General features: G+C 37.9%; 21 protein-coding genes and 1 pseudogene. 7 read left to right on the plus strand and 15 right to left on the minus strand.

Annotated elements, in window-relative coordinates; genetic code table 11:
• The first annotated feature begins 36 nt into the window (after window positions 1-36).
• Window positions 37-2712: a PRD domain-containing protein gene (locus C564_RS0109365; protein ID WP_018765132.1), complete on the plus strand. Its 2676-nt coding sequence runs from the start codon at window positions 37-39 to the stop codon at window positions 2710-2712.
• 43 nt (window positions 2713-2755) lie between these two features.
• Here the strand turns inward: C564_RS0109365 and C564_RS0109370 are convergent, their stop codons facing one another.
• Window positions 2756-3181 carry a CHRD domain-containing protein gene (locus C564_RS0109370; protein ID WP_018765133.1) on the minus strand — a complete coding sequence of 142 codons (426 nt, stop codon included), beginning with the start codon at window positions 3179-3181 and terminating at the stop codon, window positions 2756-2758.
• 225 nt (window positions 3182-3406) lie between these two features.
• Between C564_RS0109370 and C564_RS0109375 the strand changes: the two genes are divergently transcribed.
• Window positions 3407-4567, plus strand: a complete 1161-nt coding sequence (locus C564_RS0109375) for a chromate transporter (RefSeq protein WP_018765134.1) — start codon at window positions 3407-3409, stop codon at window positions 4565-4567.
• 210 nt (window positions 4568-4777) lie between these two features.
• Here C564_RS0109375 and chbG read toward each other — a convergent pair whose 3' ends face one another.
• The 10 genes from chbG to C564_RS0109425 all read right to left on the minus strand — a co-directional run bounded on the left by chbG (window position 4778) and on the right by C564_RS0109425 (window position 12487).
• The gene (chbG, locus tag C564_RS0109380) at window positions 4778-5482 is read right to left on the minus strand and encodes a chitin disaccharide deacetylase (RefSeq protein ID WP_018765135.1); all 705 of its coding nucleotides are present in this window, start codon (window positions 5480-5482) and stop codon (window positions 4778-4780) included.
• A gap of 54 nt (window positions 5483-5536) precedes the next feature.
• Entirely contained in the window at window positions 5537-6862 is a 1326-nt protein-coding gene (celF, locus tag C564_RS0109385) for a 6-phospho-beta-glucosidase (RefSeq protein ID WP_018765136.1), read from the minus strand.
• Window positions 6863-6865: 3 nt separating this feature from the next.
• Complete coding sequence (locus C564_RS0109390; RefSeq protein WP_003202028.1) at window positions 6866-7189, minus strand: PTS lactose/cellobiose transporter subunit IIA; 324 nt, start codon at window positions 7187-7189, stop codon at window positions 6866-6868.
• A gap of 181 nt (window positions 7190-7370) precedes the next feature.
• Window positions 7371-8678, minus strand: a complete 1308-nt coding sequence (gene celB / locus C564_RS0109395) for a PTS cellobiose transporter subunit IIC (RefSeq protein ID WP_003202026.1) — start codon at window positions 8676-8678, stop codon at window positions 7371-7373.
• Between the two features lie 17 nt (window positions 8679-8695).
• Window positions 8696-8998 (minus strand): PTS sugar transporter subunit IIB, encoded by a 303-nt coding sequence (locus tag C564_RS0109400; protein ID WP_018765137.1) that lies wholly within the window; start codon window positions 8996-8998, stop codon window positions 8696-8698.
• Between the two features lie 542 nt (window positions 8999-9540).
• Window positions 9541-9954: a DUF3021 domain-containing protein gene (locus tag C564_RS0109405; RefSeq protein WP_003202021.1), complete on the minus strand. Its 414-nt coding sequence runs from the start codon at window positions 9952-9954 to the stop codon at window positions 9541-9543.
• A gap of 4 nt (window positions 9955-9958) precedes the next feature.
• A complete protein-coding gene (locus C564_RS0109410) occupies window positions 9959-10408 on the minus strand; it encodes a LytTR family DNA-binding domain-containing protein (RefSeq protein ID WP_018765138.1) in 450 nt (149 codons plus the stop codon).
• A gap of 133 nt (window positions 10409-10541) precedes the next feature.
• Window positions 10542-10859, minus strand: coding sequence for a PTS lactose/cellobiose transporter subunit IIA (locus C564_RS0109415; protein WP_018765139.1), 318 nt, complete (start codon window positions 10857-10859; stop codon window positions 10542-10544).
• A 9-nt stretch (window positions 10860-10868) separates the two neighbouring features.
• Window positions 10869-12170, minus strand: a complete 1302-nt coding sequence (gene celB / locus C564_RS0109420; RefSeq protein WP_018765140.1) for a PTS cellobiose transporter subunit IIC — start codon at window positions 12168-12170, stop codon at window positions 10869-10871.
• A 14-nt stretch (window positions 12171-12184) separates the two neighbouring features.
• Complete coding sequence (locus C564_RS0109425; protein ID WP_018765141.1) at window positions 12185-12487, minus strand: PTS sugar transporter subunit IIB; 303 nt, start codon at window positions 12485-12487, stop codon at window positions 12185-12187.
• 232 nt (window positions 12488-12719) lie between these two features.
• Here C564_RS0109425 and C564_RS0109430 point away from each other — a divergent pair, with 232 nt between their 5' ends.
• Window positions 12720-13937: a dicarboxylate/amino acid:cation symporter gene (locus C564_RS0109430; protein WP_026008517.1), complete on the plus strand. Its 1218-nt coding sequence runs from the start codon at window positions 12720-12722 to the stop codon at window positions 13935-13937.
• A gap of 168 nt (window positions 13938-14105) precedes the next feature.
• Here the strand turns inward: C564_RS0109430 and C564_RS0109435 are convergent, their stop codons facing one another.
• Window positions 14106-14654 (minus strand): hypothetical protein, encoded by a 549-nt coding sequence (locus C564_RS0109435; RefSeq protein ID WP_018765142.1) that lies wholly within the window; start codon window positions 14652-14654, stop codon window positions 14106-14108.
• 257 nt (window positions 14655-14911) lie between these two features.
• Here C564_RS0109435 and C564_RS0109440 point away from each other — a divergent pair, with 257 nt between their 5' ends.
• Window positions 14912-16081, plus strand: coding sequence for an acyltransferase family protein (locus C564_RS0109440; protein WP_003205094.1), 1170 nt, complete (start codon window positions 14912-14914; stop codon window positions 16079-16081).
• 38 nt (window positions 16082-16119) lie between these two features.
• On the opposite strand, the pseudogene C564_RS36705 reads toward C564_RS0109440, so the two are convergent.
• From C564_RS36705 to C564_RS36710, 3 genes and pseudogenes are all read right to left on the minus strand, one after another.
• Window positions 16120-16449: pseudogene (locus C564_RS36705) on the minus strand (YhgE/Pip domain-containing protein); the annotation flags it as partial.
• A 1-nt stretch (window position 16450) separates the two neighbouring features.
• A complete protein-coding gene (locus C564_RS0109450) occupies window positions 16451-17536 on the minus strand; it encodes a hypothetical protein (protein ID WP_018765145.1) in 1086 nt (361 codons plus the stop codon).
• A 108-nt stretch (window positions 17537-17644) separates the two neighbouring features.
• Window positions 17645-17788 (minus strand): hypothetical protein, encoded by a 144-nt coding sequence (locus tag C564_RS36710; RefSeq protein ID WP_003205090.1) that lies wholly within the window; start codon window positions 17786-17788, stop codon window positions 17645-17647.
• Window positions 17789-18069: 281 nt separating this feature from the next.
• On the opposite strand from C564_RS36710, the gene C564_RS0109460 reads away from it, so the two are divergent.
• The 3 genes from C564_RS0109460 to C564_RS0109475 all read left to right on the plus strand — a co-directional run bounded on the left by C564_RS0109460 (window position 18070) and on the right by C564_RS0109475 (window position 22532).
• Window positions 18070-19425: a cytochrome ubiquinol oxidase subunit I gene (locus C564_RS0109460; RefSeq protein ID WP_018765146.1), complete on the plus strand. Its 1356-nt coding sequence runs from the start codon at window positions 18070-18072 to the stop codon at window positions 19423-19425.
• Window positions 19418-20443 carry a cytochrome d ubiquinol oxidase subunit II gene (locus tag C564_RS0109465; RefSeq protein ID WP_018765147.1) on the plus strand — a complete coding sequence of 342 codons (1026 nt, stop codon included), beginning with the start codon at window positions 19418-19420 and terminating at the stop codon, window positions 20441-20443. The genes C564_RS0109460 and C564_RS0109465 overlap by 8 nt, the downstream gene beginning before the upstream one ends.
• A 730-nt stretch (window positions 20444-21173) precedes the next feature.
• Window positions 21174-22532, plus strand: a complete 1359-nt coding sequence (locus tag C564_RS0109475; protein ID WP_018765149.1) for an arsenic transporter — start codon at window positions 21174-21176, stop codon at window positions 22530-22532.
• Window position 22533: the final 1 nt, after the last annotated feature.

Here is a 22533-nt window from a genome sequence, read left to right on the forward strand (position 1 = left end):
ATTTTAAATAGTGACGAAGTTTCGAGGTGAAGAAAAATGAAACGAATGGACCTCATTTATAATGCAATGCAAAAAGGGAATTACTCAGAAGGTGTAACAGCATCTGAACTCGCTACACTTCTACAGCTAGACCGTGCAAATGTAAGCAGCGATTTAAATAAACTTGTGAAAGATGGTCGTTTATCCAAAACGGGAACACGCCCTGTCCGTTTCTATTTAGGAGCCAACTCCCACGTGGAAGCGCATTCACAAAATAATACTTCACTCGATGCCTTTGCAAGAAAAAACACAAGCCTCAAAATTGCGATTGAAAAAGCAAAGGCTGCTGTACTCTATCCTCCAAATGGTATGCATACATTACTACTTGGAGAAACGGGTGTCGGGAAATCTATGTTTGCCTCTTTAATGCACGAGTATGCAATTGAAGTAAATCAGCTCCCAAAAGATGCACCGTTTATCGTTTTTAACTGTGCGGATTACGCAAATAATCCACAGCTCCTGCTTGGACAACTTTTCGGGATAAAAAAGGGGGCTTACACTGGTGCAAGTGACCAAAAAGGGTTAATCGAAAAAGCCCACGAAGGAATTCTCTTCTTGGATGAGGTGCACCGCCTCCCGCCAGAAGGTCAAGAAATGTTATTCACATTTATTGACCGCGGTGTGTATCGCCGCCTTGGAGAAACAGAGAACGAGCGCCGAGCACGAGTATTAATTATTACTGCAACAACAGAAGAACCAAACTCTTTTTTACTCAAAACCTTTACAAGACGGATTCCGATGACCGTAACGCTTCCACCACTTCGTGAGCGAACGCATCAGGAACGCTTCGCCCTCTTGCAGCTCTTTTTTACAAATGAAGCAATTCGTCTGCGAAAAAAAATTCATGTCAGTCCGAACGCAATGCGTGCTTTCGTCTTTTATCAATGTCCAAACAATATCGGACAATTAAAAACCGATGTACAAATTGCCTGTGCGAAAGCCTATTCTGATTTCGTAACAAAGAAAAGAGATCATGTCCGCGTTTCAAGTGCTGACTTGCCATGGTACATGAAGGAAGGCTTGTTTATTGAAAGAAAAAGCCGTCATCTGTATCAAGTGCCAAACGAAACATTTGTATTTACGAGTGACGAAGGATGGAGCAAACATAAAACAGAAGATTCACGTTCTTCCATTTATGATTACATTGATCATAAATATGAAGAATTACAAGCACGCGGTATTGAAGAAGAAGAATTAGAATTACTAATAGACAATGATCTCCAAAGCTTTTTCGTTCAGTATTTTAATCAAATGTCACAAAAGACAAGTCATGAAAATGTCTTTAAAATTGTCGATCGCAATATTGTTTCTGTATGCGAAAAAATCGCTGAACTAGCCGAAAAACATTTAGCTAAGACATTTGATGAAAAAGTCTTTCTTGCTTTAAATTTACATGTACAGACAACTTTACAACGACTGCAGGGCGGGAAACAAATTCATCATCCGCAGCTGAATCAAATTCGTACGAAATATAAAGAAGCTTTCTCAGTTGCCATGCAATGTATTCAACTATTAGAAGAAGAATTACAAGTAACGATGCCAATTGATGAAGCTGGATTCTTAACGATGTTTTTCGTTGTTGATCCCATTCCTGCTTTCCAAACAGAAGTAAAAGTATTAATTTTAGCCCACGGCAATGGTATCGCAACAGAAATGGCAAATGTCGCGAATGAACTCCTCGGTATTGATGAAGTAACAGGAATTGATATGCCGCTTCATGAATCACCGAAAGATTTCTTAGAACGAGTAAAAGTGTACATGAAAACACTGGGACATATAAATGGTCTTCTCTTACTTGTCGATATGGGTTCACTCGCCTATATCGGGGATATACTAGAGACAGAATTTCATATCCCTGTACGCGTTCTTTCGATGACAAGTACACCGCACGCATTAGAAGCAGCAAGAAAAGCTCAGCTCGGGTACTCATTAGATGCATTATACGAAACCGTGAAAAACTTAACACCGTTTTACCTTAATGTACAAGAAGAAAAGAAAAAGCCACTCGCTCCAATGAAATCAGTCATTTTAACAGCTTGTTTAACAGGAGAAGGAAGCGCACTGGCCATTCAAAAAATGCTTGAAAACTATTTACGATTCGATAAAGATTTAATAGAAATTATTCCGATTAGTATCGTTCATGAAAAAGATTTAACAAAAATGATCGAAAATATAAAGAAAGAACGCAATATGATTTGTATTGTGACAAACTTTGATGTACAAGTACCATGTTTAACTTATCATTTCCAAGATATTGTAAACTACAAAGCCATTCAACCGATTCAAGAATTAATTACCTATGAAGAAACATATGCAAAAATGGCTGATATTCTCGGGCAACAAATGCAGCGCGATGATGGGGCACTGATGATTAAAACAATACGGTACGCGCTCAATACAATTCAAGAGCTCATCTCCTTACAGTTAAACCCCGATAGTTTAATGGGAGTTATTTTGCATATGAGCTGTATGATTGACCGGCTACAAAAGGGAGAAAAGCTCCTCCCTTATCCTGACAAAGAAGCACGTAGACAAGATGAATATTGGATGTATATGAAAGTAAAAAAAGCATTGCAACCAATTGAAAACACATTTGAAATACAAATTCCAGATGATGAAGTTTTTTATGTAATGGACTTCTTCATAAAGAATCAACCAGAAAAAAGAGAGTAACGTAAACATGCCCGTGAACTTCAAAATTCATGGGCATGTTTATTTACCGGCTCATGGACCTGATATATTCTTTTACCTTCCCACGAATTTCTCCGCTTGCATGTGCTTTTGTATAAACATTTACATATGCATTCGCTTCATCAATTGCCTGCACAAGATTTTCAAACGTCTTCCCTTGCAAAGGTCCCTCTAAATCTTCAGTGGACACCACACCCGTTATCGTTCCTTCATTTACGCTAATTCCATGCTTCACAGGTCCATATAAAAACACAACTACTGGCCCGGTCTGATTTCCTTTCCCTAAATGAATTTGACAGGATGTTACCTTCTCAATATTTTTCAATATCACCCTATAATGTAGTTTCGTAAAGTCGCTATTAAAAATAAGCTCCGCGACCCCATAGGCTTTCGATTTTACAGGAGGTAATTCATTACCGCCTTTCAGCTTAGCAACAAAATGTTTTGTCATACTAGCAACATTCTCCTTATATAAATTTCAATTTGAATAGCTGGTATCTCTTTAACTAATTTATTGCCGGGACACGATTAATTATGACTCTTTCAGAAATGCTTTTTCATGATGGTTAGTCTACTCAAGAAATATTTACAAAAATATTACATAACAATCATTCCTGACAGCACACTGCTTACTATATAATGCTCGTAGATTTAAAATTTCTTTAGGAGGTTCTTCTTGAAAACAATAATAGAAATCTTTCTCGTATCACTCAAGTTAGGCCTTACTTCTTTTGGAGGACCCGTGGCTCATCTTGGGTACTTTCATCACGAATATGTACAAAAACGAAAATGGATGGATGAGCGGGGCTATGGGGATTTAGTGGCACTCTGTCAATTTCTACCCGGTCCTGCAAGCAGCCAAGTTGGAATTGGCATCGGTTTATCACGAGGCGGGCTCCTTGGAGCTGTAGTCGCTTGGATTGGCTTTACACTCCCGTCAGTTCTCGTTCTTGTTTTTTTCGCTTCACTACTCCAGCAATTTCATGTAGTGGAAGCTGGCTGGATTCATGGATTAAAACTTGTAGCAGTAGCGATTGTCGCACATGCAATATGGGGAATGGCACAGAAATTAACACCGGACCGTAACCGAGCAACAATTGCAATTATTACTGCTGCAATTGCGTTATTATTTCCAAGCACTTGGACACAAGTCACGCTTATTCTACTTGCTGGTCTTCTCGGTTGGCTCTTATATCGTAAGCATGAAATTCCATCTGCTAGCAAAACACATATTCCTGTTTCACGTATAACAGCTGCCCTTTGTCTCCTACTATTCTTTAGTTTATTATTCTTGTTACCACTATTACGACCATTTTCGCACTGGATTGCCATGTTTGATAGTTTCTATCGCTCTGGCTCACTCGTGTTTGGCGGAGGACATGTCGTTCTTCCCCTTCTTGAAAATGAATTTGTATTAAATAGCATGATGACAAAAGAACAGTTTCTAGCAGGATACGGCTTAACACAAGCAGTTCCAGGTCCTCTTTTTACATTTGCATCTTACATAGGAACGGTACTAGACGGGGCACTAGGAGCTACTATTGCGACAATCGCTATCTTTCTCCCGGCATTCTTACTTGTCATTGGTGTATTACCATTTTGGGATCAAGTGAGACGCTTGTCTTATGTACAAGGGGCACTCCTTGGCATTAATGCCGCCGTCGTCGGTATTTTACTAGCTTCTTTTTATGACCCTATTTGGACAAGCACAATCATGAATAAAACTGATTTTGTTATCGCTTCTCTCTTATTTTGTCTATTAGCATTTTGGAAAGCACCTCCATGGATCGTTGTTGTTCTTGGTGCTTTAAGCGGTTATATTCTTTCTATTATCTAGCCATACAAAAAGACGGTCTTACTAAACCGGCTTTTCTACTATAGATTTTCAAACGTCTAAATCGCGGCCATGGAAATCAAAAGGTGACCTGTACTCATTTTCTCTCTTTGTTTTCACTTGGCATGGGACTAAAAAAGGATCTGACCGCTTCTATGCATGGCCGGATCCCCTCTCCCATCCAAAAAGAAAGGTTTTATGTCGTCATATATATTAAAATCTCACTAGTTCTATCCCTTCTGGTAAAACACTTTCCATTAAAATTCGTAGCTCCTTCACACGATCCATTACATAAGAAGAACGCTTCACAAGCTCTGGGTCAATGTAAGCAGGGTGCACCATAACCTCTACTGTTTTTCCACCCTGTACACGCTCTACTAATTTGACAAAGTAATCTTCCTGCACGCCATCGCTATAGAAGTCACTATAAAACACATCAGAAAATGGACGCACCGCCCTCTCTTCTGCGCAGCGGCGGATTGGCACATTATATTTATCTGCTAATCGTTCAAGAACATCGTGCAAAATCGGTAAACCATGTGCATGATGATGACTATCTAAATGTGTTGGCTTTAATCCGTAAGATAGAAACTTTTCAATTTGAGCCGTCCACTCTCTTTCAACTTCTTCAGGGTTTATGTTTCCTTCTCTTACTACACTTTGCTTATGAAACAATCCATCTTCACCTACAAGAGACGGAACATCTGTAAGAAGAGGTTTTCCCGCAGTTAAGACGAGATGCACCCCTACTCCTAATGTCTTATATTCTTTTGCTAAGCGTACTGCATGCTCCGTCCCTGGCATGTTCATCATCATCGTCGTAGAATTCACAATCCCGTTTACATGTCCTTCAATAATGCCGTAATTTGTACCTTCTGTAAGACCAAAATCATCTGCATTTACAATTAATCGAATCATAGATTTTTTCCCTCCTGCAAAATGAAAAAAAGCAGGCTGAGTCAGCGCCGCTTTTTACTTTTCTACTTTTTTGAAGAACTGCGGAAGATATTCTTTATGTGCTTCCAACATTTCATCTAAAATTTGTTTTGCTACTTTATCTGATGGTACAAGTGGATTAATTGTCATAGCAAGCAGCGCTTTATGATAATCCCCTGTAACAGCAGCTTCAATTGACGTGCGCTCAAATGATTTAATTTGCTGAACTAAACCGCGAACAGGAACCGGTAAATCACCTACTGCAATCGGCTTTGGACCATCCTTCGTAATAATACAGTTTACTTCAACAGCAGAATCATGTGGCAAGCTTGCAATTGCACCATTGTTTCTTGTATTAACAGGTTGGATATCACCTTTATTATTATAAATAGACGTAATTAAACTACATGCTGCATCACTGTAGTAAGCTCCGCCGCGCTTTTCTAATTGTGGTGGCTTACTATCTAAATTCGGGTCTTTATATAACTCGAATAAGTCATCTTCTAATTTTTTCACCACTTCTGCACGTGTCCCTTTTTCAATAGAAGCTTGTTTTTCTTCTTCTAGCATTTCACGTGTTTTATAGTAGTAGCGATGGTATGGACATGGAATTGCACGAAGTCCGCGAATGAAATCTGGCTCCCAATTAAGTGCAGCGATGTTTTCCATCGTAATTTGTTTTTCCGGATCTGTTACAAGTTCTAGCACTCGGTCCATCACACTTACTCCATCTAAATACACATCTAATCCGTAGACCATGTGATTTAAACCAGCAAAGTCAACATGAACACGGCTCGCATCTACTTCAAGAATCTTTGCAAGTCCCATACGAATACCAATTGGAACGTTACATAATCCAACTACTTTTTTGATACTTGTATAACGCAGTACAGCCTCTGTTACCATACCAGCTGGATTTGCAAAGTTAATCAGCCAAGCATTCGGACAAAGCTCTTCCATGTCTTTACAAATATCCAAAATAACAGGAATCGTTCTCAATGCTTTGAATAAACCACCAGGACCATTCGTTTCCTGACCAATCACATCATATTTTAATGGAATTGCTTCATCTTTCGCGCGCGCTTCTAATAAACCAACGCGAAGCTGCGTTGTTACAAAGTCAGCATCTTTTAATGCTGCGCGGCGATCAAGTGTTAAGTGAATATCAATTGATAAACCTGCTTTTTTCACCATACGTTTTGCTAAGTTACCAACGATTTCTAACTTCTCTTTTCCCGCTTCAATATCTACTAACCAAATTTCACGAACAGGAAGCTCATCATAACGCTTAATAAACCCTTCAATTAACTCCGGTGTATAACTAGAGCCACCACCGATTGTAGCAATTTTAATTCCGCTCATACCTTATTCCCCTTTCGCATCAAGCTTTTTATAAAGGTCGATAAATTCCGCTGCTAATTCTTTCACAGTCATTGAATTCATTAAATGATCTTGTGCATGAATTAAAAGAACACTAATCTCTGTTTTTTCTCCTCTTGCTTCTGATTGTATGAGTTCTGTTTGGAAATGATGTGCTTCATTAATCGCTTCTTTCGCTTTTGCCATCGCTTCATCCGCTTCCCCTAATTTCCCCTGTTTTGCATATTGCAGTGCTTCCATCGCATAGCTTCTTGCGTTACCGCTGTGTAAAATTAATTGGAATGGGATTTGTTCTGCTGTAGTCATCATAAATACCGCCCTCTCTATATAGTTCAACCGATTAAAATACCCCTTCAGTTTGAACGTGTCTATGAAAATATTATTTTCTTAAATTGGTTTTGGTGTTCTTCTAGATGTGTGCCATCTTTCTGAACAAGATATAAAGTTATTGTTCTCACGAGCTCGTTTCACCCGTGAGAACAATCATGTATTACATAGGTACAGATTGATTATTTCCTTGTGCCGCTGCTTTTTCAGTTTTAACAATAGAACGGTCACATAATACAACGAATGGATAGTAAATCACCATCGCGATTACAAAGTTGAATAACTGTAGAATTGCACCGGAAATGTGTCCGCCTGTTACAAGGTAACCACTAATGATTGGTGGTGTTGCCCATGGAATCATCGCAACTGTTTTTGGAACAAATCCAAGAGATATAGCCATGTAAGAAGTAATTACTAATACAACTGGTGTCACAATAAACGGAACGAATAAAATTGGGTTTAAAATAATTGGTGTACCAAAGATTACTGGTTCGTTAATGTTAAACGCACCAGGTCCAATTGATAATCGGGATACCCCGCGCAATTGCGCACTTCTTGCCACAATTAATACAACCACTAAGAATGCTAATGTTGCACCAGAACCACCAAGATATACGAAAGTATCAAAGAATGGTTTTGTAATAATGTTTGGAACATCGAATGAAGACACACCATCTTGGAACATCTTGATGTTTTTTTCTAATGCCGGTAAGTATAATGGCTCGATAATCCCACCAACAATGTTTGGACCATGTAAACCAAAGAACCAAAGAACGTGAACAAGAATTACAATTACAATCGCACTTGGTAATGTACCTGCTAAACCTTGTAATGGTAATTGAATTGTATTAAAGATAAATTCATGAACACTTGTACCTGCTAATTTCACTGCTAATTGAATACCCGCAACTACTGTTAAAATAACAAACGCTGGAACTAATGCTGCAAATGATCTTAAAACTGCTGGCGGTACTCCGTCTGGCATTTTGAAAGTAATTTCTCTTTGTACAAAGAAGCGGAATGCTTCAGTAACAAGAAGCGCTACAATGATTGCTACGAATAAGCCTTGTGACCCTGTCCAAGCTAAGTTCAATCCGCCCTCTTTCGGTGTTGTTGGTGTAAGAATAATTAACGCACCAAATGAAATAATACCCGCTGACAATCCATCAACACCGTAAGATTTTGCTAAGTTATAACTTGTTGTAAACGCTATAATTAGTGCTAAAATTGCGAAAGACCCTGTCCACATTCCACCGCCGACGTCTTTCCAAACTTCTCCGAATGTACCTTTCATAAAGTTTTGGAAAGCCTCGGATGGAAAACCATTAATAAGTGATGCAAATGCACCAACTAAGATAAGTGGCATAACCGCGATAAACCCATCACGAATCGCAGCTAAATGACGTTGTGACCCGATTTTACCAGCGACTGGAACAATATATTTTTCCATAAATGCGATAAACTTTTGCATTTTCTTTCCCTCCCTAATTATTTTTTAAGTGTTAAAGCGTGATCTAAAACTGCTTCTCCATTCATCATACCGTAGTGCATTGGATTAATAATATCGATACCAACGTTCCTCTCATCAGCAAGCGCTTTCATCGAAGACAGCATATAACGAACTTGTGGTCCTAGTAATAATACGTCTGCTTCATCAATATTGTTTTTTACTGCATCCCCAGATACAGCCCAAATCTTTCCTTCTAACCCGCGAGCCTTTGCAGCTGCTTCCATTTTTGTAACTAGTAAACTTGTAGACATTCCTGCTGAACAACAAAGTAAAATATTCATTAATTAGTCCCCCTATGCATGTAAACTATTTTTGTTTATTTGTTTTTCTTTACGCCTTTTATTAATGCAAATTCCGTGCCAATTTTTTAAACCTCCTAAAATTAACGTTTTTCTCTGTGTTTTCATTGTGTGTTATCGCTTTCAAAAAGTGTGTTACCCAAAATATTGATAGTGTGTTATAAAACAACACGCTTGTAACACATATCTGTATGAAAATAGATTAGTGTTTAGTTGTCTAGTTGTGCTTAAAACATAAAATAAAATATTTTTATAAAAAACATTCATTTTCTTTGTAATAAGAAAAAATTTATGGGAATTATATTTTTCAATATACAAAAGGATAAATTAAGAGGAAAGAACTCATGTATGTCAACTATGAAAAACGAGGACTTTCAGTCATAACAGTACCATCAGTGGATTCACTGATGGTACTGTTATGATTCATACAAGACTAAATGTGATTAAACCGACTCTCGATTTATCATTGAACTCCACCAAAACAATATGATTTTCACTAAATGGCCTACTTCATTTCGATTCCTTTATTTCAAGCTATTATTCAATCCCTCAATTTTCTTTTTCCAATACATTGTCATCGCAAACCATATAATGAAGTAAATAACGATGAAGCTACCTGTGCAAATGAGAAGCGGAACGAGATGATTTGGAACCCAACCAACCCAAATTGCAGTCGGTAAAAATGTGCCTAATAAAATGATGAAGTGAATGATTGTTTGCTTTAAAATGCCCCATTCTTCTTTCTCAAATACAAAGGAAGCAAACGAGAAAATCAGCCCTACAATATTTGATGCTACAAGGTGAGTAAGCAGTGTTTTTGTCTCTAATACATCCATTCCATTTACATAACCAATTCCTAAAAACAATAAGCTATAAAGCATCGCCATCGCCATTCCTGCGATAACCTTGGCACCTATCCTATCAAACAAAGTAACCATATTCCTAGCCTCCTCCCATATTCAAAGCTTCTTTAATAAACGGTACATATTTTCTTGAAACGTATTCTTTCATTCCATTTGAAAAGTGTGCACACATACTGCCGCTAAATGACATTTCAAAGTTTATTACATGTTGCAAGTTAGCGAGTGTAGACTTTGAAAATCGTACAAAGCGATCACCCTGTAATTTTGTTTCTAACTCATACAAACGAGATTTCACTTCAAGACTTCCTTTCATCGTTTGAGCCATTACCTTTCGCCCCTCTGTATAAAACCAATAAATATCTTTTGGCTCTAACAAATAATATTGTTGCTTCAATACTCCAACAATTTGCTTCACATTCCCCCCTTCTATCCTTTTTAAAAGTTGCTGAACTTCATCTGTCACTTCTTTTGCTTTGACAATAATCTCTATCTCATCTTGTGATGGATTTAATTCAAGGTGAATTTTCACTGCCTTCCACCTCCCTTACGCCCTTATTGTTACATATATTTCAAAAAAAGAAATAGATTGGTACATAAGTGGTATTCTTTACGTCATAACTGACTCTTTTTCAAACATAAAAAAACCTTGCATACGCAAGGCCTCATTCTTTCGCTAACATTTTCTTATATAACTCTACAAATTCACTCGCTAATTCCTTCACCATAATCGCATTCATTAAATGATCTTGCGCATGAACCATGAGCAGTGTAATCTCTGTCTTTTCCCCCCCAGCTTCCCTCTGTATTAAATTCGTTTGTAAACGATGTGCCTCTTGTAGTTCTTGTAAGGCCTCCTGCAATTTCGCCTCCGCTTCTTGAAATTCTCCGCGCTTTGCATAATCAATGGCTTCCATCGCACAACTTCTCGCATTTCCCCCATGTAAAATTAAATGAAAGGCTTGCGTCTCTAATATATCCATCTTAATTGCCTACTCCCCTTTTTCTTCGGCTACTTTTTGTTTATCCCACATTTTCAAGAACGGTAAATAAATCAAAAATGCAAGTATAAAGTTAACAATTTGCAAGAAAACTCCTGAAATTTTCCCACCCGACCCTAAATATCCACTAAAAAGAATTGGTGTAGTCCACGGTACTGCCGCACCGCTTGGCCGAGCAACAAGCCCCCATTCCATTGCAAAATAAGAAACAAATGTCATAGCGACAGGAACAAGTATAAATGGAATGAGCAAAAGTGGATTCAGTACAATTGGCATTCCAAACGTGACCATTTCATTAATATTAAAAATACCTGGTGCGATTGATAGCCGACCCAAACTTTTTAATTGCTGACTCCGTGCAAATAATAACATCGCTACAACAAGTGCAAGCGTTGCACCAGATCCACCTGTGTAGATCCACAAATCAAAGAATTGTGCTGTTATCGTGTTTGGGACATCTTGCCCCCCCTGAAAAGCAATACGATTTTGATCCATTAATGATAACCAAACCGGGCTCATAACACCGCCTACAATTGCGGCCCCGTGAATCCCACATGCCCAAAGCACATGAACAACAATAACCGCTGCCACCGCGCCAAAAAGACTTGCTCCAAGTACACTAAGCGGAGCTTGCAGAAGCTGCCCTACAATATTATGAATACTACCAAAAGTGGTTTGCTCCAAAATTAAGCGCAGAATCCAAACAACCGTCACAACGATAAAACCTGGAATGAGTGCAGTAAATGAACGTGTTACAGCTGGTGGAACCGTTTCCGGCATTTTAATAATCATCTTCTTCTGGATAATAAACCTGTAAATTTCGGTAGATATAAGTGCTATAATCATCGCCACGAATAGCCCTTGACTCCCCATCAATGCAGCAGGTATAACCCCATCTACTACTACACTTTCCTTCGTACTAGGTATAATATGTGTCACTTGAAATGGAGTTGCTAGTAAAAAGGATACAAGTGACAATGCTCCTGCTGCTAATGCATCTACTTTATATTGTTCTCCCAATCTGTAAGCGATTCCAAAAGTAGCTATTAAAGACATTATATTAAATGTTGCGCTAACTGGATACCCTAACGCCTTCTGCCAATTCCCTCCAAATAAACTTTCCATAAAATCGTTATATCCAGGTATTGGTAAAGCGCTGATAATAAGAAAAAATGAACCGATAATTAAGAAAGGCATCGTTAAAATAATCCCATCACGAATTGCTTGTAAATGCCGCTGCTGCGCAATTCTCCCTGCTACTGGCATAACATATTTCTCTAAAAACCGGACCATCTACTCCACTCTCCTTATGCTCTCATTGACAATGCTGCCTCTAATACGGCTTCTCCGTTACAAAGCCCATAATGTACAGAGTGAATATTATCAACAGGTATCCCTTTTTCTTCACACATTTCCTTCATCTTCGGTAATAAATAACGCACTTGAGGTCCAAGCAAGAGCACATCCGCTTCATCAATATGATTCCGTATTTCCGAACCCGATACAGCCCAAATTTTTACTTCTAACCCTTTTGCCTGTGCCGCTTTCTCCATTTTCGTTACAAGCAAACTAGTAGACATTCCTGCTGCACAGCAAAGTAAAATGTTCATTAAACTCCCTCCTTACTTTTAATCAGCTGGAATCCTATCCACATTTCTCTTCATATCCACTACTAGGTTACCAATGTATATGTCTATATTGGTTTCCATATGACGAGCATAAAAACAAAAATTTCCCCGTTTTCACTCTATTCCATCTATCTGTATTTTCCTAGTAAACTGCCTCATAAATCGCTATAATGATTCAGTATGATTTTTTACATTAAATAGGAGGAGATATATGATGAAGGCTTATCGCTTTCCAATTATTTTATTATCTTCCATCCTAATTGGTGGTTTCATTGGTTATTTCATGGGTACCGATGCAGTTGCTTTAAAACCGCTTGGTGACATTTTCTTAAACTTAATGTTTACGATTGTTGTACCTCTTGTGTTCTTTAGCATTGCTTCCTCTATTGCCAATATGGATGGATTAAAACGTTTCGGAAAAATCATGTCTAGCATGGCAGGAACTTTCTTATTTACAAGTATTATCGCTGCAATTTTTATGATTATTGTTGTGAAAGTATTCCCGCCCGCACAAGGTGTTGTACTAGAGTTAACACAACCTGATAAGGCTGAAAAAAGCATTAGCGTTGCTGATCAAATTGTTGGCATCCTTACAGTATCAGATTTCTCAAAGTTACTTTCTCGTGAAAATATGCTAGCTCTTATTTTCTTCTCTATTTTAATGGGAATCGCAACTTCAGCAGTTGGCGAAAAAGGAAAACCATTCGCTACCTTCTTACAATCTGGTGCAGAAATTTCAATGAAAGTTGTTTCTTTCATTATGTACTATGCTCCAATTGGACTAGCTGCTTACTTTGCAGCCTTAGTTGGAGAATTTGGGCCACAGCTTCTTGGAACATATTTCCGAGCAGCAATGGTATACTATCCAGCTTCTCTTGTATACTTCTTTGTCTTCTTTACCTTCTACGCATACCTTGCAGGACGCAAACAAGGTGTACAAATCTTTTGGAAAAACATGGTCTCTCCTACAGTTACATCACTTGCAACTTGTAGTAGTGCCGCGAGTATTCCAGCAAACTTAGAAGCAACGAAAAAAATGGGCATCTCTTCTGACGTTCGTGAAACAGTTGTCCTTCTTGGTTCTACACTTCATAAAGACGGATCTGTTTTAGGTGGCGTAATTAAAATTGCTTTCTTATTCGGGATTTTCAATATGGAATTCTCAAGTCCAAAAACATTGGCAATCGCACTTGTTGTTTCCCTATTAGTTGGAACAGTAATGGGTGCAATTCCTGGTGGCGGTATGATTGGTGAAATGTTAATTGTTTCTCTATATGGCTTCCCACCAGAAGCTTTGCCAATTATCGCAGCTATTAGTACAATCATTGACCCACCAGCAACGATGTTAAACGTAACAGGAGATAACGCTTGTGCCGTAATGACAGCTCGTCTTGTTGAAGGTAAAAACTGGATTAAGAATAAAGTAATGTAATAAGTTCTTATCATTCTTTTAAAATAAAAAATTGCTAGAAACAAAAACCTTTTCTTTTAAAATAAAGAAAGGTTTTTCATTTAATTAACTGAATACTCAGTTAATTTTTTTATCAAACGGAACGCCTGGTAAAAATATTTAAAAAAGTAAGATAATTAGCAAGAATACTTAATGAGGGGGTTCTTTTATGAAAAAAAAGTTTTTGATAGTGCCTGCCGTAGCACTGCTAGCACTTCCTGCTTTCAGCTTTAGCAATGCTTCTACTAATCTAACAGCTTTTAATCCACCACCACCTGATAGAGTTTCTAGTGACTTAACAGCTTTTAATCCACCACCACCTGATAGAGTTTTTAGTGACTTAACGGCTTTTAATCCACCACCACCTAATAGAGTTTCTAGTGACTTAACGGCTTTTAATCCGCCGCCACCTGACAGAGTTTCTAACAACTTAACGGCTTTTAATCCACCACCACCTGATAGAGTTTTTAGTGACTTAACGGCTTTTAATCCACCACCACCTAATAGAGTTTCTAGTGACTTAACGGCTTTTAATCCGCCGCCACCTGACAGAGTTTCTAACAACTTAACGGCTTTTAATCCGCCACCACCTGACAGAGTTTCTAACAACTTAACGGCTTTTAATCCGCCACCACCTGACAGAGTTTCTAGCAACTTAACGGCTTTTAATCCGCCACCACCTGACAGAGTTTCTAACAACTTAACGGCTTTTAATCCGCCACCACCTGATAGAATCTCTAATACAATTGGTTAATATATTCATGCATCATGGATCCTATTCCATTGATGTATGAATTATCTTAAATTGAGAAGAAGCTAGATATTCACTCTAGCTTCTTCTTTGATGTTACAAGTTTGTTTTATAACTACAAATTAATCAGACTATACCCACAAATTTGTTATAACTTTCACAAAGTTTCCATAGCCCTTTCCTCTCCTTCGTACTATAATCATGTATGGAAAAGGAGATGGAAACTATGACACACAGCGCCCCAGAGTTTAAAGTTTTGCAAAGCATTGCGTTCCTTGCTGTTGTTTTGCAAAGTTCCTTACTATATACAATGAATCAAGGTCATATTCTACTAGAACAATCTCTCATTATGGGAATGCTATTTAATCTCGCAAAATTTTCAGCACCTGCATTCATCTTCATTGTTGGATTTCATTTAATTCAGCAATACACAAAACAAATGGTCTATACAGAATACATCTATGAAAAAACAGCTCACTTGCTTGCTCCTTACTTCTTCTGGTCCGTCGTGTACTTATTGACAACAAACCAAGTCGTTACAGTGCAAAGCGGGATAAAAAGCCTATTGCTCGGAACAGCTGCGCCTCATCTTTGGTATGTCATTATGATGTTCCAAATCCATTTGCTGTTTCCCTTATTATGCACCTTATTTTATTGGTTTAAAAAAAGAACACAAAATCAGCAAGATATATACCGATACATGGCCGCTTTCGCTAGCATTTATTTTCTCTTAATGTGGTATTCTTCTCACTATATTTTTAACGGTGAAGTGCTAACTCAATCAACTGTTTTGCATTATACAGATCGTTCCTTCTTCTTCTATTCATTTTACTTTGTCATGGGAGGAATCGCTGCTGTAGCACTTCAAGCTTGGCGCTTATTTGTAATGAAACACATACCACTTATAACAATCTTGTTTTTTATTCTATTCTTATTCATCAACTATGAACTATTTAGCTTTTATGGTGTAGATTCCATTCACCTTACTGTATCTACCTATTTAAAGCCATCCATGTTTCTGTACATTGTATGTGAAATTTTAATACTATACGTACTATCTATCATGATTGTACAGCGGCGAGGTGCTTTATATAAAACATTACGCTTTATCGGAAACTACACGTACGGAGCCTATTTAGCACACTTTTTCTTTTTACAGCTAATTACGAAATTACTATCTCTATTTACAATACAGGCAAATACAATTCTATATAGTCTATTACTATTTCTTCTAACGGCAACATTCTCTATCATCACAATGGTTATATGTAGCACGATTCCATTCCATACATGGATTACAGGACCTTCTCCCACGCCTGTATTAAAATGGCCAACGCTCCTGCCTTTACTGCCATTATTAAGAAGTAAAAAGTAAAAGAAGCTGTCCAAAAAGATTTTTTGGACAGCTTCTTTTTAGGAAGAAACCTGCTCTGCAGAAGTTTCTTTATGCTGTATGTGACTTGTAATCCAAGCAATTCCACCAGCAACAACTAAATAACATTATAAAATTAAAATTTGCATTTGTAATTGTGACCAATCTCCTAGAGATATAACATCCTGAAGCCCTCTGAGAGAATGAGACATTGGAAGGCATTCTCCAGGGAATGTTCCGCCGCTGGTGGCAAGCTGAAGAACAAGAAGAGTCACTGCTAAAAACTTTCCAACAATGCCAAATACCATTACTAACATAAGAATAAATGTCATGAATGTAAAGAAAATAATGATACTTGATAAAATAAACAACTTACTTCTTATCCATTTTCAATTCCGTCTCAGCTAATAGCGGCAACACATTATCAAAAATATGCGTGTTGTTCTCTTTTCCAGTCACATATCCACCATAAAACCTGCTGAATACATTGTCATTCCGAAATTCACTCATGCGCTCATACAATTCTTGGGCAAATTTTTTATCTCCTACTTGTAATACATATAAAATCGTTAGCCCATATGCTGCTGGTGATTCAAAATCTACTACTGGTTTTCCTGTTTCTAAATCATAGCGACCGTATAACTTCCCATCTTTGCGGAATACCTTTTTAATAAACTCTAAATATGCTTCGGAGGAAATTCCTCCTAAACTACGATGGTAAGCAACATGCGATTGATCAATGAGATTCACCCGGTTTTCATATGTAAATGTACCATCCTCTTTGTATTCTTTCGGGAATGCCCAGCCACGTCTTGGATAATCCGTTAAAAATTGAATAGCTTCCTGATACTGCGTTTCTGAAATTTTTCCGTACTTTTTCATATAAGAGAATGCACTTGGATTTATGTAAGATGTCGTTAATATGTTATTTTGCATACCCTTATCTGCGTCATAATAGTCAACATAGATTTTCTTTTTCTTATTATAGCGTAGTACAGCATCACTCACTTGATCCGCAAGATGCTTATACCGCTCTTCTTTATACATGTCATAAGCACGATATAGCTGTTCGATGATGCGGAGATCATCAATGAGAGCATTCGTACCAGCCTGTCTTTCTCCTGTTTCAGAAATCTTCCATAAAACAATATGGACTGGATGTATAAAATAATTTTGGATCACCTTTACTTGTTCATCAAACAATGATTGATCGTCCATATCAAGCGTATATTGTAACCATAGCCCTGATGATTCTGATAATGCTTCACGGCCGGTAGCCTCGTTCGTTCCTACCTTTGAATCAGCTATGCGATATGTTGCGAGCGTCCCATTCTCGTTCATCATATGTCTCATAATAAAATATTCTGTTCGATTTCCTTGTAGTGCAGTCCAAAAAACAATTCCACCTAAAACCATAAATAAAGTTAACGCAATCCATATATACAAACGTTTCCGCACTTTTTCTCACCTCTATAATAAGACTAACCGTAATCTTAGTAGAGCATACGAAAACATTAAAAAGACAATCCTTTAGATTGTCTCTCACTTTTCTATCCTTTACACACGTTAATTAGCCTCTTTTGTAGGGCGATACAATAATTGCACAAGGTGATCATATTCACGCCGTGTAATTTCTTTATTATATAACTTTAATAACAAATCTTTATGCTCTTTCGAAAACGCCATTTTTCTAATGACTTCAGGATACATACAAACATCCCCTCCGTTTTACGTGAACTTCCACATTCTGTTAAACTCTAGCTTGTCCTTCTACAAATAAAACCCCTTAGATAGAACTAACGTTCGCATAAGCATTATAAAAGATTTTGTTCTAAAACACAAATAAAATATTCTTCTCTTTATTTTCTGAAGATTTCAAAATTATAATATCATATCCACTTTTTAAAATACATATATATTTTTGGCATTTTTTTGAATAAATTTTCCAATCCAATCAGAAAATAATGGCAAAAATGAAGAGGAGTAGAATTATGGATACTGTTACATTGTCACGGGCTTTCTTTGGGTCATCACTAGCATTCCACATCATTTTTGCAACACTTGGAATCGGACTATCTTTAATGATTTTTATAAGCGAAGTATTATATCACTGGAGAAAGGATTCTGATTACGCTGTTATGGCAAAAAGGTGGACAAAGGCTTTCGCCATCCTTCTTGGTGTCGCAATTCCTACTGGAACAATCGTCGGCGTACAAATTTCACTTCTTTGGCCCGGATTCGCCAAAATTGTCGGTCAAGTGATTTCTGTTCCATTTCAGATTGAGATTTTCGCCTTCTTCTTAGAAGCTTTATTTATGTCCATTTATGTATATGCAGCAGATAAATTACCACCATTTATGAGATTAATCTCACTCTTTTTTGTCATGCTTGGTGCCACTGCATCTGCCGTATTAATTACCTCAGCAAACACATGGATGAATACACCGGCAGGCTTTTCTATGAATCCTGATGGCTCTGTTTTTAACGTTGACCCGTGGAAAGCATTCTTTAATCCAAGCTTTTTCACAAGCTCCCTTCACGTTGTCATTACGGCTTATGCAACAGGAGCGGCAGTCATTGCTTCTATCGCTGGGTTTAAATTATTAAAACGAAATCTGGGTGCAAGAGAAATCGCTTATCATAAAAAAGGATTATTTTTAGGCCTTGTCGTTACATTTATTACAGGTGCTACGATGTGGCTTTCTGGACATGAATCGGCAATTGCTTTGCATGAACATTCTCCGGAAAAATTAGCATCTGCAGAAGCTTTATTTGAAACGACATCACATGCTCCTTTGTCCATTGGCGGAGTTGTCGATCCTGAAACTCTTGAACTGAACTACGCCCTCGAAATCCCAAATATGCTAAGTATGTTAGTTGGATTTAATCCTAATACCGTTGTAAAGGGGTTAAATGAATTTCCACAAGAAACGTGGCCGCCATTTTATACCCATACGTTCTTTAATTTAATGGTTGGTACAGCTGCATTCACTTTTGCTGTAGCAGCAATCGCTCTTGTATATTGGTACTTTATCTATCGAAAAAAAGGAGCAGAATTACCAAAATGGCTTCTATGGGCTACTGCTGCGTGCGGACCGATTATGATGCTCGGCATTGAATTTGGATGGGTTTTCAGTTGTAGCGGTCGTCAACCTTGGACGATTTATGGGATGCAGCGCACAATGGATGCTGCTACGCGCGCTGATTTCGTCGGGCCTTTATTTATTTTATTCATCATTTTGTATATCGGTCTTGGCGCTTTAACGATTTTCGTACTACGAACGTTCTTCAGAAGACATCCATTAAAAAATGATCTAGGGCAGCAAGGAGGAGATCCTCGTGCATGAGGCAAGTATTGCGATTATCATCTTATGGGCCATCATCTTCGTATACAGCATTTTAGGTTCCATTGATTTTGGAGCCGGATTTTGGGGCATGGTATACGCAAAGCACCCGACACTAGCCGGAAAGCTTGCCAATCGTTATTTATCACCAACATGGGAAGTAACGAATACATTTCTCGTCTTTGTCGTTGTCGCATTTCTTGGCTTCTTTCCGAAAGCAGCTTTTACACTCGCAACAGTGATGTTTGTACCGGTGACATTAATTTTAGTTCTCGTTGCCATTCGTAGCACATTCATGGTTTTTGCATATTCCGTACCGAAGTATGAGCATATCTTGCGCTTTATTTCTGGTATTACAGGGCTCTTAATTCCAGCCTTATTAATTACAGTTTTGCCAGTAACAGAAGGTGCTTATATTACGACCTCTAGTGGAAAAGAAGTGCTATTATACGGGAAACTTCTATCAAGCCCTGTAATCTATTGGTATATGTTATTTGGGTTAACTTCAGAGTTGTTCCTATCCTCTCTTTTTCTAGCTGACTTTGCAAGAGAGCAGCGCTCAGAGGATACGTATCGACTCTACAGACGAAACGCCATCGTACTTGGTCCGGCGACGCTCGTTACAGCCATTATCGCCCTGGTTGTTATGGAACCAGAAACACATTGGCTCATGCAAGGATTAATTAAGCAGTTTCCATGGTTCACAGTCTCCATTCTTTTATTTGTAATCGGGTATTCTTCCCTTTGGTGGACAAATAAAAAATACGATTCACTCGGCTGGCCTCGCATCGCTGTTTTAGCAGTTGTTGCACAATATGCCTTTGCTAGCTACGCTTACGGCGTCGCGCATTTACCGTATATCATTTATCCGGACGTTACTGTATTTACAAGCTTTACAACGAAAGAAACATTCTATGCGCTGCTCATCCTCTATGCAATCGGCATCGCGATCTTGCTTCCAGGCTTTATCTTCTTCTGGAATTTATTCTTAAAGGATCGAACGTTCCTCAAAGAAAAATAACGATTTAAAGAGAAGCTACTCCAAACATTTACTAAAATGTCTAGAGTAGCTTCTCTTTATAATAATGACTCCCTAAATAATTTCTACATCTTTACAAACATAACAAAAACACCATATATATATCCATTTTGTTTTTCCTTCATACTAAGTCGCGGCTATGAAAACAAAAGAAGATTCCCACTCGTTCTCCCCTTTTGTTTTCACTCGGCATGGGGCAAGAAGAGAACCTGATCGCTTCTATGCTCGGGCGGACGCTCTCTCCACCTAAAAAGAAAGAGTTTATATGGGGTTTTTAATTTTTATTTATATAAAACGAAACTTCCATCACTGATTGTATTTTTTGGGGATAACTCCTTTTTGGATTTTCACATATAAGTTACTGCTATGAAAACAAAAAGTGGCCTACTCTCTTTTTCTCCCTTTGTTTTAAACTCGGCATTGGGCCAAAAAAGGACCTGACCGCTTCTATGCTCGGGCGGGCGCTCTCTCCCATCTGAAAAATAGGTTTTAAATCGTTGTTTCAATTTGTATTTATATAGGTTCTTCTCTCTATCAAAAAGCACTAGTTATCTCTCTCGTATCTATATTTGCCTTTTAACATCAAATACACATATTCACTAGATTCAGGTACATGCCTAGTTCTTCTTATTTTTTTTTGAATATAATGCTGTATACACTTGAGACAAGCTCAAATCTATTTGCTCAAGTAAAAAAGAAAGGTAGGCTAACAATGAGTACTGGAATATTGATTACAATCGTCGTCTTCTTCTTAACCATGATCATCATTTTTTGGCGACCACGAGGATTGAATGAAGCATGGCCCGCTGCAATTGGTGCCGGTATCATTCTCCTTACAGGACTTGTATCAAAACCGGATGTTATGGATATTATTAGTAAAATAGGAGGCGCCTCCATAACTATCTTAGCAACCATCGTTATGGCCGTTATATTAGAAAGCTTCGGCTTCTTCCATTGGGCGGCTGCAAAACTGGCAAATCTAGCAAAAGGTTCTGGTCACCGTTTATACTGGTATATTCAATTACTATGCTTCCTCATGACTCTTTTATTTAACAACGATGGCAGCATCTTAATTACAACTCCAATTTTAATTTTACTTCTCAAAAACCTTCAATTAAAACCACACCAACAAATTCCGTATTTACTAAGTGGTGCTTTAATTGCTACTGCTTCAAGTGCACCAATTGGTGTAAGTAATATCGTAAACTTAATCGCATTAAATATCGTACACATGACACTTTATATGCACACTGCAATGATGTTCGTACCTGCAACACTAGGACTACTATTTATGTCATGGCTCATGTACACTGTTTTAAAGAGAAAACTACCTGAAAAATTACCAGTTTCCTCTTATGATATTGAAGAAATCTTCTTCACAAAAAATTTCCATCCTCTAAAAGGAAAAAATTCTGTTGATACAAAACAAAAACGGACAAAATTTATGTTAAAGGTATTACTTTTCGTATTCCTTATGCGCTGTCTTCTCTTCGTCGCTTCCTTCCTATCCATACCAATTGAAATTGTAGCTGTACTCGGTTCACTCGTTCTCCTTGTATGGAGATGGTACTATTTACGTACAAACCCTGTCGATATCTTAAAAAAGACACCGTGGCACATTTTGATCTTCGCATTCTCCATGTATGTTATTATTTACGGGCTTCACAATGCAGGATTAACAACGTTTCTTGTAAAGTGGCTCGAACCGATTGTTAACCAGCATCTACTATACGCAAGCTTTACAATGGGTGGATTGGTTTCACTTCTCTCCAACGTCTTTAATAATCACCCCGCATTAATGATTGGTACCATTACATTAACCGAGATGGGACTCGATCCAGTCACTCTAAAAACAATTTATCTTGCAAATATTATCGGTAGTGACATGGGATCGTTATTATTACCAATCGGTACACTTGCTTCCCTCATTTGGATGTACATCCTAAAACAAAATAAAATTAAAGTGAAGTGGAAAGATTATTTAAGCGTATCCCTTATCGTCATCCCGCTCTCAACAATCGTAACATTGTTCCTCTTATTCTACTGGGTACAACTTTTCTTCTCCCTCTAAA

The sequence above is a fragment of the Bacillus sp. 105MF genome, assembly GCF_000374885.1.
Taxonomy (GTDB): domain Bacteria; phylum Bacillota; class Bacilli; order Bacillales; family Bacillaceae_G; genus Bacillus_A; species Bacillus_A pseudomycoides.

Coding starts and splice junctions, on each gene's coding strand:
- chbG (WP_018765135.1), bottom strand. CDS start 5,482: ATGATTCGATTAATTGTAAATGCAGATGATTTTGGTCTTACAGAAGGT.
- celF (WP_018765136.1), bottom strand. CDS start 6,862: ATGAGCGGAATTAAAATTGCTACAATCGGTGGTGGCTCTAGTTATACA.
- C564_RS0109440 (WP_003205094.1), top strand. CDS start 14,912: ATGGAAAAGGAGATGGAAACTATGACACACAGCGCCCCAGAGTTTAAA.
- celB (WP_018765140.1), bottom strand. CDS start 12,170: ATGGTCCGGTTTTTAGAGAAATATGTTATGCCAGTAGCAGGGAGAATT.
- C564_RS0109405 (WP_003202021.1), bottom strand. CDS start 9,954: ATGGTTACTTTGTTTGATAGGATAGGTGCCAAGGTTATCGCAGGAATG.
- C564_RS0109430 (WP_026008517.1), top strand. CDS start 12,720: ATGAAGGCTTATCGCTTTCCAATTATTTTATTATCTTCCATCCTAATT.
- C564_RS0109460 (WP_018765146.1), top strand. CDS start 18,070: ATGGATACTGTTACATTGTCACGGGCTTTCTTTGGGTCATCACTAGCA.
- C564_RS0109390 (WP_003202028.1), bottom strand. CDS start 7,189: ATGATGACTACAGCAGAACAAATCCCATTCCAATTAATTTTACACAGC.
- celB (WP_003202026.1), bottom strand. CDS start 8,678: ATGCAAAAGTTTATCGCATTTATGGAAAAATATATTGTTCCAGTCGCT.
- C564_RS36710 (WP_003205090.1), bottom strand. CDS start 17,788: ATGTATCCTGAAGTCATTAGAAAAATGGCGTTTTCGAAAGAGCATAAA.
- C564_RS0109415 (WP_018765139.1), bottom strand. CDS start 10,859: ATGGATATATTAGAGACGCAAGCCTTTCATTTAATTTTACATGGGGGA.
- C564_RS0109370 (WP_018765133.1), bottom strand. CDS start 3,181: ATGACAAAACATTTTGTTGCTAAGCTGAAAGGCGGTAATGAATTACCT.
- C564_RS0109425 (WP_018765141.1), bottom strand. CDS start 12,487: ATGAACATTTTACTTTGCTGTGCAGCAGGAATGTCTACTAGTTTGCTT.
- C564_RS0109365 (WP_018765132.1), top strand. CDS start 37: ATGAAACGAATGGACCTCATTTATAATGCAATGCAAAAAGGGAATTAC.
- C564_RS0109400 (WP_018765137.1), bottom strand. CDS start 8,998: ATGAATATTTTACTTTGTTGTTCAGCAGGAATGTCTACAAGTTTACTA.
- C564_RS0109475 (WP_018765149.1), top strand. CDS start 21,174: ATGAGTACTGGAATATTGATTACAATCGTCGTCTTCTTCTTAACCATG.